This window comes from Pseudomonas sp. W2Oct36, from assembly GCF_041060465.1.
In the GTDB taxonomy this organism is placed as follows: domain Bacteria; phylum Pseudomonadota; class Gammaproteobacteria; order Pseudomonadales; family Pseudomonadaceae; genus Aquipseudomonas; species Aquipseudomonas graminis_B.
On record NZ_JAUERW010000023.1, the window covers coordinates 1 to 13,427 of the forward strand.

11 protein-coding genes are annotated in these 13,427 nt (G+C 62.3%); 6 read left to right on the forward strand and 5 right to left on the reverse strand.

The genetic code is table 11. The features are described 5' to 3' along the window. Window positions 1–492: 492 nt before the first annotated feature. Entirely contained in the window at window positions 493–1,359 is an 867-nt protein-coding gene (locus QWI18_RS22590; protein ID WP_369319906.1) for an aldo/keto reductase family oxidoreductase, read from the reverse strand. A 100-nt stretch (window positions 1,360–1,459) separates the two neighbouring features. Here QWI18_RS22590 and QWI18_RS22595 point away from each other — a divergent pair, with 100 nt between their 5' ends. Further along, window positions 1,460–2,359: a LysR family transcriptional regulator gene (locus QWI18_RS22595; RefSeq protein ID WP_369319907.1), complete on the forward strand. Its 900-nt coding sequence runs from the start codon at window positions 1,460–1,462 to the stop codon at window positions 2,357–2,359. A gap of 176 nt (window positions 2,360–2,535) precedes the next feature. Here the strand turns inward: QWI18_RS22595 and QWI18_RS22600 are convergent, their stop codons facing one another. Continuing rightward, window positions 2,536–2,808 (reverse strand): DUF2790 domain-containing protein, encoded by a 273-nt coding sequence (locus tag QWI18_RS22600; RefSeq protein WP_065988622.1) that lies wholly within the window; start codon window positions 2,806–2,808, stop codon window positions 2,536–2,538. A 513-nt stretch (window positions 2,809–3,321) separates the two neighbouring features. Here QWI18_RS22600 and QWI18_RS22605 point away from each other — a divergent pair. The 3 genes from QWI18_RS22605 to QWI18_RS22615 all read left to right on the forward strand — a co-directional run bounded on the left by QWI18_RS22605 (window position 3,322) and on the right by QWI18_RS22615 (window position 7,206). After that, window positions 3,322–3,774: a (2Fe-2S)-binding protein gene (locus QWI18_RS22605; protein WP_065988623.1), complete on the forward strand. Its 453-nt coding sequence runs from the start codon at window positions 3,322–3,324 to the stop codon at window positions 3,772–3,774. An 11-nt stretch (window positions 3,775–3,785) separates the two neighbouring features. Beyond that, window positions 3,786–5,978, forward strand: a complete 2,193-nt coding sequence (locus tag QWI18_RS22610) for a molybdopterin cofactor-binding domain-containing protein (protein WP_369319908.1) — start codon at window positions 3,786–3,788, stop codon at window positions 5,976–5,978. 88 nt (window positions 5,979–6,066) lie between these two features. Next, a complete protein-coding gene (locus tag QWI18_RS22615) occupies window positions 6,067–7,206 on the forward strand; it encodes a cytochrome c (protein WP_244656882.1) in 1,140 nt (379 codons plus the stop codon). A 61-nt stretch (window positions 7,207–7,267) separates the two neighbouring features. Here QWI18_RS22615 and QWI18_RS22620 read toward each other — a convergent pair whose 3' ends face one another. Further along, entirely contained in the window at window positions 7,268–7,663 is a 396-nt protein-coding gene (locus tag QWI18_RS22620; RefSeq protein WP_369319909.1) for an ester cyclase, read from the reverse strand. A 245-nt stretch (window positions 7,664–7,908) separates the two neighbouring features. Between QWI18_RS22620 and QWI18_RS22625 the strand changes: the two genes are divergently transcribed. Next, window positions 7,909–8,334, forward strand: coding sequence for an NUDIX hydrolase (locus QWI18_RS22625; protein WP_296308441.1), 426 nt, complete (start codon window positions 7,909–7,911; stop codon window positions 8,332–8,334). Window positions 8,335–8,558: 224 nt separating this feature from the next. Continuing rightward, window positions 8,559–10,982 carry a glucose/quinate/shikimate family membrane-bound PQQ-dependent dehydrogenase gene (locus QWI18_RS22630; protein WP_369319910.1) on the forward strand — a complete coding sequence of 808 codons (2,424 nt, stop codon included), beginning with the start codon at window positions 8,559–8,561 and terminating at the stop codon, window positions 10,980–10,982. Window positions 10,983–11,216: 234 nt separating this feature from the next. Here the strand turns inward: QWI18_RS22630 and QWI18_RS22635 are convergent, their stop codons facing one another. Beyond that, window positions 11,217–11,906, reverse strand: a complete 690-nt coding sequence (locus QWI18_RS22635; RefSeq protein ID WP_296308444.1) for an ATPase — start codon at window positions 11,904–11,906, stop codon at window positions 11,217–11,219. Window positions 11,907–12,081: 175 nt separating this feature from the next. Further along, entirely contained in the window at window positions 12,082–13,416 is a 1,335-nt protein-coding gene (locus QWI18_RS22640; RefSeq protein WP_369319929.1) for a PLP-dependent aminotransferase family protein, read from the reverse strand. Window positions 13,417–13,427: the final 11 nt, after the last annotated feature.

Below are 13,427 nucleotides of genomic sequence, written 5' to 3' on the forward strand. Positions count from 1 at the left end.
CAAAACTGGGGTATCTGCCACCGACCGTTTACGAACGGACGATGGCCTTGAAACAACCTATCGAGGTGTCCGGAATTAGTTGACCACTACAGGGTGTTCACACCGGCCTCTTCCCGGCTAAAGCCGGTCCCACGATGACACCGCATCCATCCAGATTCACCGCGGATGCTTGATATAGGACCGGCTTCAGCCGGGAAGGCGTCGGTCGTCACGCTGCAAATCTGAGGGTGTTCACACCGGCCTCTTCCCGGCTAAAGCCGGTCCTACGAGGACACCGCATCCAGCCAGAGGCACCGCGTATGCTGGGTGTAGGACCGGCCTCTTCCCGGCTAAAGCCGGTCCCACGAAGACACCGCATTCATCCAGATGCACCGCGGATGCTGGATGCAGGACCGGCCTCAGCCGGGAATGCGTCGGTCGTCACACCGCAAAATCGAGGGTGTTCACACCGGCCTCTTCCCGGCCAAAGCCGGTCCTACTGACAATAATGAATCAGGCGCCCTGGCCGTCGAGTTCGGCGAGCATGTCTGGCGGAATGACCAGCTCGGTGGCGCTCAGATTTTCGTGAAGATGCGCCACCGACGAGGTGCCCGGAATCAGCAGCAGGTTGGGCGCACGCTGCAGCAGCCACGCCAGGGCCACGCACATCGGCGAGGTGTCGAGGCGTGTGGCGACGTCCGACAGCGTCTGCGACTGCAAGGGTGTGAACCCGCCCAGCGGGAAGAACGGCACGTAGGCGATGCCCTGCTTGCCGAGTTCGGCGATCAACTGCTCGTCATCCCGGTGGGCCAGGTTGTAGTGGTTTTGCACGCAGACCACCTCGGCAATGCTCTGCGCTTCAGTGACCTGCTTGGCGCTGACGTTGCTCAGGCCCAAGTGCTGAATCAGCCCCTGACGCTGCAACTCGGCCAACGCGCTGAACTGCTCGGCAATCGACTGCTGGTCCGGGGAGTGCCCGGTGCCCCACGCCCTGAAGTTCACCACGTGCAGCGCTTCGACACCGAGATTGCGCAGATTGTCGTGCACCGCGCTCACCAACTCCGACGGGCTATTGGCAGCGTTCCATGACGCGTCGGTGCCTCGCGACGCGCCGACCTTGGTGACGATCAGCAACTCGTCGCTATAAGGATGCAGGGCTTCGCGGATCAGGCGGTTAGTGACGTGAGGGCCATAGAAGTCGGCAGTGTCGATATGGTTGACCCCGGCCGCCAGCGCTTCACGTAACACGGCGATTGCAGCCGCGTGGTCTTTCGGCGGTCCGTAAACGCCCGGCCCGGCCAGTTGCATGGCACCGTAGCCCATGCGGTTGACGGTGCGACCGCCGAATGAAAACTGTCCTGCCTTGCTGGCCTGGCTCATGGGTAACGCCTCGTGATCAAGAATGTAGGACGACTATAGGCGTTGACCGATGCGCTGATAATCAGGTGCAATCGGCACGGGTTGTACGAGTGAGCGGACAATGGCAACAGACATTCAGGATTTGCTGGCCTTCGTGGCCGTGGTCAACGCGGGCGGTTTTCGGGAAGGCGCACGGTTGAGTGGCAAGTCGGCATCCAGCCTCAGCGACGCGGTTCGACGCATGGAATCGAGGCTGGGCGTGCGCTTGCTCAACCGCACCACGCGCAGCGTCGTGCCGACGGAAGCCGGCGCGCGGCTGATGGAACGGATTGTACCGGCGCTCGGGGAAGTCGAATCGGCGCTGGACGTGGTCAACGATTTTCGCGACCGCCCTTCCGGCACGCTCAGGCTTAACGTACCGGTCAGCGCCGCTCGCCTGATACTCCCGGCAATCATCACCCCGTTCCTGCAAGCGCACCCGGACATCCGCATGGAAGTGATCACCGAGGAAAGCTTCGTCGACATGCTCGCCGCCGGCTGCGACGCGGGCATCCGCTACGACGACCGCCTGGAACAAGACATGATCGCCGTGCCCATCGGCCCGCGCGTTCAGCGTTTCGCGACGGCGGCCTCGCCGGCGTACCTCGACGCCCGGGGCCGGCCCGAGCATCCGCGTGATCTGTTGAACCACAGTTGCCTGCGCGGCAAATTCCCCAGCGGTTCTGTTCCACTGTGGGAATACGAGCGTGACGGGGAAGAAGTTTGTGTCGACCCGACCGGCCCACTCACCGTGCGAATTGGCGGCGCAGTGGACCTCTCCGTGCAAACCGCCATCGACGGCCTGGGCATCGTTTCGTTGTTCGAAGACTGGTTGCGCCCCCATCTCGACAGCGGCGCACTGGAACCGGTACTCGAACCCTGGTGGCCGCGTTTCAGCGGGCCGTTTCTGTATTACCCCGGCCGGCGCTATGTGCCATCACCACTGAGAGCATTTCTGGACTTCATCCAGCGACGTGGGTAACCCTCATCGGCGCCAACGCGTAATGAGCCTTTAAATAAATAAGCGGCTGGAACACGTTCCTGGCGAACGATACAACGGAACGTTCCAGCTCAATAATCACGCAAAAAAAAAACGCTGCATTCAATGCAGCGTTTCTTTTATAGCGTTTGTAATTGAAGCCGCCAGGGCACTGGCGATTAACCATTTTGACGACCGTAGCCCATGATGGTGTAGTCAAGGCTGTGGGTCACGCCGGCGTGGTCAACATACACCATGGTGGATTGCACGGGGCCATCAACTTTCTGTGGGTCCTGAGCGTTTTTGATGCTGATCACTTTAGCGACGTCGATGCCTTTGTGACGGTTGTATTGTTCAACCTGGGTCGAGGGCTGCTGGTGGGTGGCCGGGCGTTCGCCGGCAGCGGCGAACACACTGACAAGGGACAGGGCGGCGAAGGTTAATACTTTCATGGTCATTCTCCAGAAGTGCATTCAGTCGTAATTAAGCAAAGCGCTTGTCGTTTGCTTCTGGGGCCATTCTGTTCGTGATCCGCGCCGATGATAAATACTTAAAATTGATAAAGCCCATCACCGCCATCGATGCGCATAGTTATTAGATCAATTCCCGTAATAGTCCTTTGCATCTTCCGTTACCCACAACTTTATGCGCCACTGATGAACGCTTCGCCAACACCCTTTAGAGTGCGGCAGATCCTGGCGCTGCACTTTCCCGGAGCGCGTCATGTTGTCGCGGGTCATTTAACGGCGCCTGAGAAATATTTTCCGCGCAATCAAACATTTCCAATGATGAACGTACTACCATTCATCCCCCTGACTCGTCTGACACCAAGATGTCCGGGCAGACCTCTATAAAGCGCTGGCCACTGGCACGGCGCTATTTTCAAACAAACCGAAGCCTTGATGCCGCCTCACGACCCTGCTCGTGACGCAGTGCGTCAACCGTGATGACCTTCTGAGGTTGCAATGCAGAAATTGATGATTAACGGCCAGGAGCACGACCTGGATGTCGCCGACGACATGCCATTGTTGTGGGTCCTGCGCGACGTGATGGGCCTGACCGGCACCAAGTACGGCTGCGGCATCGCCCAGTGCGGCGTGTGCACCGTGCACCTGGACGGCCAGGCCGTGCGCTCGTGCGTGCTGCCGGTCAGCGCCGTGGCGGGCCGCAAGGTCACGACCATCGAAGCCGTCGGCGAGCAGGCTGTGGGTCAGGCGGTACAGAAAGCCTGGCTGGACCATGAAGTCGTGCAATGCGGCTACTGCCAGCCGGGGCAGATCATGTCGGCCGTCGCGCTGTTGCAGGAACACCCCAAAGCCAACGACGAGCAGATCGTCAACGCCATGTCGGGCAACCTTTGCCGCTGCGCCACCTACACCCGCATTCGCGCCGCCATCAAAAGCGTCAGCCAGGCCTGAAGGAAGTCATCATGTCCGAATCACAATCATCTGCCGCGATGCTCTCGCGTCGTGGATTGCTCAAAGGCAGTGCGCTGCTGGGCGGGCTGGTCATTGGCACTTACCTGCCGGCGACCGTCACCCGCAGCTTCGCCGCCGACCTGGTCAAGGGCGCGGGCCTGGGCGACAACGCCGAGCAAGGCTATGGCGCTTTCGTGCGCATTGATCACAGCGGCGCCGTCACGCTGATTTCGCCGAAGATCGAAATGGGCCAGGGCGTGCAGACCGGCATCGCCATGATGGTCGCCGAAGAGCTCGAAGTGCCGTTGAGCCAGATCACCATCACCGAGGCCCCGCCCAATGCAGCGCTGTACACCGACGCGCTGTTGAGCTTCCAGGCCACCGGCGGTTCGACCTCCACCCGCTACAGTTGGGAGCCCCTGCGCAAGGCCGGCGCCAGCGCGCGCATCGTGCTGATCCAGGCCGCGGCGATGCGCTGGAAAGTCGCGCCGAGCCAGTGCCATGCCGAGAACGGCCGGGTCATCGGCCCGAACGGTCAAAGTGCCGGTTACGGCGAGCTGGTGGATGCCGCGGCGAAGTTACCGCTGCCAACCGACATCCCGCTCAAAGCCGTCAGCGAATTCAAACTGCTGGGCAAACCGGTCCAGCGACTGGATACGCCGAACAAGGTCAACGGCACGGCGAAATTCACCATCGACCTGCAAGTGCCGGGGATGCTGATTGCCTCCACCCTCACCTGCCCGGTTCACGGCGGCAAACTGCGCGGCGTGAAGAATGAAGACGCTGCGCGCAAGATCCCTGGCGTGCGCGATATCGTGCGGCTGGACAACGCGGTGGCGGTAACGGCGAGCAATTTCTGGTCCTGCCAGCAAGCCCTCAAAGCACTGGACATCGACTGGGACCTCGGCCCCCACGCCGGTCTGGATTCCGCCCAGCTGGACAAATCGCTGTTCGACGCCAGCGCTGGCGATGGTGTGTTCGCGCACCAGTCCGGTGACATCGCCGGCGCGCTGAAAAACGCTTCCAGCCGCTTCGAAGCGATCTACGAGCAACCCTTCCTGTCCCACTCGCCGCTGGAGCCGATGACCTGCGTCGCCCATGTGCGCGCCGACGCGTGCGAGTTGTGGGTCGGCTGCCAGGCGCCGGGGATGGCCCAGGCAGGCGCCGCCAAAGTCTGCGGCATGCCGGTGGAAAAGGTGGTGATCCACAACCAGTTGATCGGCGGTGGTTTCGGCCGTCGTCTGGAGTCTGACTTCATCTTCCAGGCCGTGGACATCGCGCGCCAGCTCAGCTACCCGATCAAGCTGATCTGGAGCCGCGAAGAGGACATGACCCACGACCGTTATCGTCCGCACTACGTCGACCGCCTCAATGCGGCGCTGGACAAAGACCTGCGTCCGGTGGGCTGGGAGCATCGCATCGCCGGTGCTTCGGTGGTCGCTGCCTACATCGGCGCATTGCCGGCTGACGGCGTCGATGGCGATGCCGTCGAAGTGGCGAAGGACCCGATCTACACCCTGCCCAACCTGCAGGTGCGCTACATCCGTCACGACCCCGAGGTGATTCCGGTTTCGTGGTGGCGTGGCGTCGGACCGTTGCGCAGCACCTACGCCATCGAGTGCTTCATCGACGAGTTGGCCCACAACGCCAAGGTCGATCCGGTGAAATACCGCCTGGCGCTGATGCAGTCGCAACCCCGCGCTCAAGCGGTGCTGACCAAGGCCGCGCAACTGGTGGAGTGGGACAAGCCACTGCCTGCCGGTTCGGGCCGTGGCGTGGCAGTGACGGCGGTGTTCGGCAGCTTCGTCGCCACCATCGTCGAGCTGGAGAAGGAAGGCGAAAAAGGCCTGCGCATCAAACGGCTGGTGACGGTCATCGACTGCGGCTTTGCCACCAACCCGACCTCCGTGGCGTCGCAGATGGAAGGCGGCACGCTGTTCGGTCTGTCGGCCGCGCTGTTCAACGAAATCCTTGTCGAGAAGGGTCAAGTGCAGCAGACCAACTTCCACGAGTACCGGCAGATTCGCATGAGCGACGCGCCGCCGGTGGAGGTGCACATCGTCGAGAGCGTCGAGACCCCTGGCGGTGTCGGTGAAACCGGCGCAGTGCCCGCTGCGGCCGCGCTGGTTAACGCCGTGTACGCCGCGACCGGTGTGCGTGAGCGTCGTTTGCCGTTGAGCCGTTCTGGCTATTTCACTGTTTAAGGAGCGCGTCATGAACGTTTTCAACACTGCGCTCGGACTTGTGGCCGGTTTGCTGGCCAGCACCGTTTACGCGAGCGACACCCCGGCGATGAGCAAGGGCGAATACCTGACCCGCGCCGCTGATTGCGTGGCCTGCCACGTCGTGCCGGGCGGCAAGCCGTACGCCGGCGGGCTGGAATTCAAGTTGCCGTTCGGCAGCCTGTATTCGCCCAACATCACCCCGGACAAAGAGACCGGTATCGGCAACTGGACCGACGACGAGTTCGTCGACGCCCTGCAGAAAGGCGTGGGCAAGGACGGCAAGCATTACTACCCGGCCTTCCCTTACACCTCGTACACGCTGATGTCCCGGGAAGACATCCTGGCGATCAAGGGCTACCTGTTCAGCCTTGAGCCGGTCAAGCAGATGCCGCCAGAGAACAAGATTTCGTTCCCGTTCAATCAGCGTTGGGGAATGATGTTCTGGAACGCGATGTTCGCCGGCAACGAACGCTTCGTCCCGGACAGCAAGCAATCGCCTGAATGGAATCGCGGCGCGTATCTGGTGCAGGGCCCCGGCCACTGCGGCGAATGCCACACGCCACGCAACATCTTCCAGGCGATGAGCTCCGGCAATTCCCTGGCGGGTGCCGAGCTGGGCAACTGGATGGCCTACAACATCAGCTCCGACGCCAAATACGGCATCGGCGCCTGGCCGGAAGAAGCGATCGTCAGCTACCTGTCGAAGGGCTACGCGGCCGGTTTCGGCGGCGCGGGCGGGCCGATGGGTGACGCGGTAGAGCACAGCCTGCGCTACCTCGATCCGGCGGACCTGAAAGCCATCGCGGTGTACCTCAAGAGCACGCCGGCACGAAGCGAAGGCATCCCCCGCCCAAGCATGGTGATGAACGATGCCGCACTGCAAAAGGGTCTTGGTCAGAAGCTGTTCAACGACACCTGCGTGGCCTGCCACCAGATCGACGGCAGTGGCCGGCAGTCCCCGGCAGGCGGGTTGGCGGGCTTGAAAACCGTCAACGACCCCAAAGGCCGGAACGTGATGGCGACGTTGCTGGAAGGTCACACGCCAACGGCGGCACGGGTCGATCAGCGCATGCCTGATTTCGCCCGCAGTTACAGCGACGCTGAACTGGCCGCCGTGAGCACCTTCGTGCTGCGTCGGTTCGGTCAGAGCGACGGTGAGATCAAAGCCGAAGACGTCGCTAAAAATCGCGCCAGCGCGTTGCATTGATGGAGCGGCAGCGCGGCTGGCTCTCCTGTGAGTCAGCCGTGCTGCCGGACCATTCGGCGGTTCAGGTCTTCAGCACCTGCGCCGCCATCGCCGCCTTGTCGATCACCGACTCGACATTGACGATACACCCCGCCGCAAATGTGTAGAACACGTTCTCCGTAAACTGCACCCTCCTCCCATTCACCGGCACATCGAACAGCTCGCCCACCGGCGTGCAATCGAACGTCAGCCTTGCGGCGATGTGCGGTGGCTCTGCGATCAGCAGATCGATGACAAAACGCAGGTCAGGGATGGCGCGAAAATCCAGTTCCAGCATCTGCCGGTAGCCGGCCAGGCCTACGCGCTCGCCGTTGTAACGCACCTCATCGCCGACGAAATCGCCCAAGGCAGCCCAATCCTGGCGATTGAGGCAGTCGATGTAGCCGGTGTAGAAGTCCTTCAGTGTCTGGTTGTTCATCGTTTCTCCCGGTGTGGGTGGTTCGCATGAATGTTAGTACCCATGGATGCACGCGATGCTTAGCAGGACCGGCTTCAGCCGGGAAGAGGCCAGCGTGAACACCATCAATTTTGCAGTGCGACCACTGACGCTTTCCCGGCTGAAGCCGGTTTCACTCGATGACTGCAGTGTGTGGTTGCCGTTGGCTGCATGTTTCAGGCCGACACTGCTAGTGTTATCCGCACTGACTTCATCAAGGCGCAATCATGTCCGTACATCCTTCTTTCTCCGGCGCAAAAGTCGCGATCCTGTGCAATGGCACGCTGCTCACCTATCAACGCGATGACAAACCCGAGATCCCCTGGCCGAACCTGTGGGACCTGCCCGGCGGCGGGCGTGAGGGCCAGGAGACGCCGGAAGAATGCGCCGTGCGGGAGACGATGGAGGAATTCGGCATCGTCCTCGACCCCGCTACCTTTACTCACAAGCAGGTCTACCCGGGTCAGGGCGTCGACGGGCTCGACACCTGGTTTTTCGTCGCTGAAGTGGCCGAGGGTTTATTCGATCAGGTGGTGTTCGGCGATGAAGGCCAGCGCTGGCAAGTGATGACGGTCGACGCGTTTCTCTCGATGGACAACGCTGTGGACCGCCTGCAACAGCGTCTGCGAGCGTTCATGGATCAGCAGCGCTGACAGGTTCAGCGCCTGACGGCGCTCCGCGCGAGCCCCTCTGACAGAGACAAATTGACGCAGGCAATGCGTTTTTTTGCTATCGTCGCCGGAATTAACTAACCGGTTAATTACACGACGGATATGCCGTAAGCGATACGCCTGGCAGCCATCACGCTGTGAACCCTTGTCCTCAAATCACTTGATCGGTCGTCCCCGACCCTTCTTCGCGTCAGCAGGAATGCCTCATGAATCACTCACCTTCTTCGGCAGCCGCCAGCCGCTGGCCCATTCGGGTCGTTGCGCTGGGCGTGCTGGTTTTCGGATTACTCTTCGCAGCGGGCGGCGGCTACCTCGTCACGCTGGGCGGCAGTGCGTATTTCCTGCTGGCCGGCCTGGGCCTGATTGTCTCGGCCGTCCTGCTGTTCCGACGTCGCCTGTCAGGCGCGTGGCTGTTTGCAGCGGTGATGCTGCTGACGCTGATCTGGGCGCTGGTGGACGCCGGGCTGGTGTTCTGGCCGCTGGTTTCCCGGCTGTTTGCCCTCGGCGTGTTGAGCCTGCTGGTCGCGCTGATCTACCCTTCCCTGCGCAAGGCCAATGGCCACGCAGCCGGTCGCGGCGGTTATGTCGTTGGCGGCGTGCTGGCGCTGACGATCGTCGCCGGATCCTGGGGCATGTTTCAGCCCCATGCGTCGGTGTCGCCTACGGGGACTGGCCCGGGGCTGACCAAAGTCGATCCTGCCCACGCGCAGAAAGACTGGGCGCACTACGGCAACGATGAAGGCGGCAGCCGCTTCGCCGCGCTGGACCAGATCAACCGCGACAACGTCAGCAAGCTGGTGCCGGCCTGGACCTACCACACCGGCGACGTCGCCCTCAGCGACGGCAATGGTGCCGAAGACCAGATGACCCCGTTGCAGGTCGGCGACAAGGTCTTTATCTGCACGCCGCACAACAACGTCATCGCGCTGGACGCCGACACCGGCAAGCAGCTGTGGAAGAACGACATCAACGCCAAGTCCGCCGTGTGGCAACGCTGCCGCGGGCTGGCTTATTTCGATGCCAGCGCCGCCATTGCGCCACCCACCGATGGCAGCAGGCCTGCGGCGGCGGTCGCTGTGCCGGCTGGCGCCAACTGCCAGCGTCGTCTGCTCACCAACACCATCGACGCGCGCCTGATTGCCGTGGACGCCGACACCGGCGAGTTCTGCCAGGGCTTCGGCAACAATGGCCAGGTCGACCTCAAAGCCGGTCTGGGCAACGTGCCCGATTCCTACTATCAACTGTCATCGGCGCCGCTGATGGCCGGGACCACGGTGGTGGTTGGCGGTCGCGTGGCCGACAACGTGCAGGCCGATATGCCGGGCGGCGTGATCCGCGGCTTTGATGTGGTCACCGGGCAGATGCGCTGGGCGTTCGATCCGGGCAATCCCGAAGACAAACAGGCGCCTGCCGCCGACAAAACCTATGTGCGCAGCACGCCGAACAGCTGGGCACCGATGTCCTACGACCCGGCCATGAACACGCTGTTCCTGCCGATGGGCAGTTCGTCCACCGACATTTATGGCGTGAAACGCACCGAGCTTGACCACACCTATGGCGCCTCGGTGCTGGCACTGGACGCCACCACCGGCGTGCAGAAGTGGGTGTATCAGACGGTCCATAACGACCTGTGGGATTTCGACCTGCCGATGCAGCCGAGCCTGATCGACTTCGCCAAGCCTGACGGCAGCAAGGTGCCGGCGCTGGTCATTGGCACCAAGGCCGGGCAGATTTTCGTCCTCGATCGCCACACCGGCCAGCCGCTGACCGAGGTCAAGGAAGTCCCGGTCAAGGCGTCGAATATCCCCAACGAACCGTATTCGCCGACCCAGCCAAAATCCGTGGGCATGCCGCAGATCGGTGCGCAGACGCTGACCGAATCGGACATGTGGGGCGCCACACCGTTCGACCAGCTGTTGTGCCGGATCTCGTTCAAGAAGATGCGCTACGACGGCCTGTTCACCGCGCCGGGCACTGACATTTCGCTGAGCTTTCCGGGATCGCTGGGCGGGATGAACTGGGGCAGCCTGTCGACCGATCCGGTTCACGGCTTCATCTTCGTCAATGACATGCGCCTGGGCCTGTGGATTCAGATGGTGCCGCAGCTGAAGGACGCCATCGCGGCGTCGGGCGGTGAGGCGTTGAATACCGGCATGGGCGCCGTCCCGCTGAAGGGCACGCCGTACGCCGTCAACAAGAACCGCTTCCTGTCGGTGGCGGGCATCCCGTGCCAGGCGCCGCCGTTCGGCACGTTGACCGCCATCGACATGAAGACTCAAAAGATCGCTTGGCAAGTGCCGGTCGGCACCGTTCAGGACACCGGCCCGATGGGCATCAAAATGCACCTGCCTTTGCCGATCGGCATGCCGACGCTGGGGGGCACGCTGTCGACCCAGGGCGGTCTGGTGTTCATCGCCGGCACCCAGGACTACTACCTGCGCGCGTTCAACAGCGCCAACGGCGAAGAAGCCTGGAAAGCCCGCTTGCCCGTGGGCAGCCAGGGCGGCCCGATGACGTATGTGTCGCCTAAGACCGGCAAGCAGTACATCGTCATCACCGCCGGCGGCGCCCGTCAGTCGAAGGATCGCGGTGATTATGTGATTGCCTACGCACTGCCTGACAGCAAGTAACCGCCCTCACAAAAAAAACCGCTGACGCCTTGAAGAGGGGCGCAGCGGTTTTTTGTTGCGTCAGGGGAAAGGCTCAGGCCGGATTCACCTAGTGGGACCGCGTGCAGTCTGTTGGACCGGCTTTAGCCGGGAAAGCGTCGGACGTCACACTGCGAAATTGAGGGTGATCAAACCGGCCTCTTCCCGGCTAAAGCCGGTCCCACTATCAAACCGCGCTAGGCTGGTAGGCAGCGATCAATTACTCGCCACTTCCGCCGTCTTCCCGGTGGTCACCAGCGCTTTGAGGGACACATCAAACTGCTTCAGGGCATTGACCTGCAGGTCGCGCTGCTGGTTGATCTGCGCGGCGATTTCCGGGGCGGCCTTGCCGTGGACCCACACCGAGCTCAGCTCCTGGGCGCCCAAGCCTTCAGCCTTGCCGATGTATTGCAGGTTCGAATCGTAGAACGTGGCAATGAAGCGCGCTTCGACCTGAGAGTTACGCTGGGATACCAAGCGGCTGTAGGTGTCGAGCATCACCACCACGTCAGGCCGCGCCTGCATCAGCGCGTCAAGGTTGTCGTACACGGTCACTGAAGCAAACTGCTTCTGCAACGAACCTTTCAGCCAGTCCATCGCCAGCTTTGGATCGGAGCTGTTGACGAACGCCTCGCGAATGCGCGAATCCAGACCGCCGTTCTTGACGCCCTTCAGCGCCACCGCGTGATAACGCTCAAGGTATTCGAGGGTGCCAACGGTGTTTTCGCTGTAGAGCACACCCACGCGTTGGGAAGACTGCAATGCCACACGGCTTTCAACCACCGGCAGCAAATGGCACGCCTCGGCATCCGCCGCCGAAACAGTGCCTGCCGCAACAGCAGAACCGGTAGCGACGAATCCGCTGGACAGCACGGCGACGAGGGTCAGCAGGGTTGAGATTTTCATCGCGTGGTGTCCTTTTAAAGCCAGTTCGGTATGGGGCCATCCTCCTCCCTTCCGGGAAAAAGAGAACTCGCCTACCGTGATGTTCACTATCGATTTCAAGAATGGTAGGCGCTTTGAGAAACACCGTTACCGATGCCTCAACAAAGCCCGCTGCCGCCCTCACCTTTCGCACTGTTCAATACACGTAGCGGCCGACTGCCCGACGCACTGCCTGCAACGCAACCCGCAACGCCTCAAGATCCACAGAACCCAACGCCAAGCGAATTCCGTGGGGGACGACGCTGGAGGTGGCGAAGGGTTCGGCAGTCGAAACCGCCACCTTGTTCGCCAGCAACTCCATGGCCACCTGGTCGGCCCTGGCGTCCTCAGGCAGTTGTACCCACAAAAAATAGGACGCCGGGTGACTGATGACGTTCAACCCGATTAACAGCGCCCGGGCGAGCGTCTGTCGGGTCCGCGCATCCAGGCGTTTTTCCGCCTCCAGACGCGCGACGGTGCCGTCTCCAATCCAGCCGCAGACCAGCGACGTCATCACCCCTGGGGTATTCCAGACCGTCGCCCGGATCGCACGCTCCATCGCCGAAACCCAGGGCAGCGGCGCAACCACGTAACCCACCCGCAGCCCGGTCGCGATGTTTTTCGAGAAACCCGAGACGTAGACGGTCAGCTCCGGTGCCAGGGCCTTCAACGGTGCGGGCGGGTCCTCGGCCAGGAACGCATACGCTGCGTCTTCGATCAACAGCACCCCATGGTGCCGAGCGATGCGCACCAAGTGTTCGCGCCACGGCAGGTCCATCACCCAGCCCATGGGGTTGTGCAGGGTCGGCATCGTGTAGACGGCCTTGATCCGCCTTCGCTGGCAGAGTGTTTCCAAGGCGTTCAGATCGGGGCCGTGATCGGTATGGGGGATCGCGAGCAATTCCAGCCGGAGGGCGTCGGCCACCACTTTGAACCCCGAATAGGTCAACGCATCCACCGCCACCACATCGCCCGGTTTGAGCAACGCCATCGCAATGACCGACAGGCCATGCTGCGCGCCACTGACGATCACCACCTCGTCGGCCTCGACCGTTAAGCCCCGAGCAGCAAGGTGCCGCGCCATGCACGCGCGCTCATGGCTTCGGCCGGCATGGGGCTGATAGCGCAGCAGCGCCTCCAGATCACCCGACAACGCCAGTTGGCGAAGGCCGTTGCGCAGCAGATCCGCCTGGCCCGGCAGCGTCGGGTAGTTGAAATTGAGGTCGAGGACGCCGGGCGTGCTGGTCTGTTGATCGACGCCATGGCTGAGCGGCAGGGCGATTTCCCGGACAAAGGTGCCGCGCCCGGTTTCGCCGCTCACCAGTCCCATGGCTTCCAGCTCGGCGTAGACCCGCGACGCCGTGACCAGCGCCAGGCCTTCAGCCGCCGCCAACTGACGATGGGTCGGCAGGCGCGTCCCGGGCGCCAGTTCACCGGCCGCAATCTGCGCAGCAAATCGGTCCACAAGGGTTTTGTAGCGGGCGCGGGGCATAGACGCTGTAT

What these genes read in the sequence shown, in the direction of transcription:
- QWI18_RS22590 (WP_369319906.1), bottom strand. Translation starts at nt 1,359, where the DNA reads ATGAGCCAGGCCAGCAAGGCAGGACAGTTTTCATTCGGCGGTCGCACC.
- QWI18_RS22595 (WP_369319907.1), top strand. Translation starts at nt 1,460, where the DNA reads ATGGCAACAGACATTCAGGATTTGCTGGCCTTCGTGGCCGTGGTCAAC.
- QWI18_RS22600 (WP_065988622.1), bottom strand. Translation starts at nt 2,808, where the DNA reads ATGAAAGTATTAACCTTCGCCGCCCTGTCCCTTGTCAGTGTGTTCGCC.
- QWI18_RS22605 (WP_065988623.1), top strand. Translation starts at nt 3,322, where the DNA reads ATGCAGAAATTGATGATTAACGGCCAGGAGCACGACCTGGATGTCGCC.
- QWI18_RS22610 (WP_369319908.1), top strand. Translation starts at nt 3,786, where the DNA reads ATGTCCGAATCACAATCATCTGCCGCGATGCTCTCGCGTCGTGGATTG.
- QWI18_RS22615 (WP_244656882.1), top strand. Translation starts at nt 6,067, where the DNA reads ATGAGCAAGGGCGAATACCTGACCCGCGCCGCTGATTGCGTGGCCTGC.
- QWI18_RS22620 (WP_369319909.1), bottom strand. Translation starts at nt 7,663, where the DNA reads ATGAACAACCAGACACTGAAGGACTTCTACACCGGCTACATCGACTGC.
- QWI18_RS22625 (WP_296308441.1), top strand. Translation starts at nt 7,909, where the DNA reads ATGTCCGTACATCCTTCTTTCTCCGGCGCAAAAGTCGCGATCCTGTGC.
- QWI18_RS22630 (WP_369319910.1), top strand. Translation starts at nt 8,559, where the DNA reads ATGAATCACTCACCTTCTTCGGCAGCCGCCAGCCGCTGGCCCATTCGG.
- QWI18_RS22635 (WP_296308444.1), bottom strand. Translation starts at nt 11,906, where the DNA reads ATGAAAATCTCAACCCTGCTGACCCTCGTCGCCGTGCTGTCCAGCGGA.
- QWI18_RS22640 (WP_369319929.1), bottom strand. Translation starts at nt 13,416, where the DNA reads ATGCCCCGCGCCCGCTACAAAACCCTTGTGGACCGATTTGCTGCGCAG.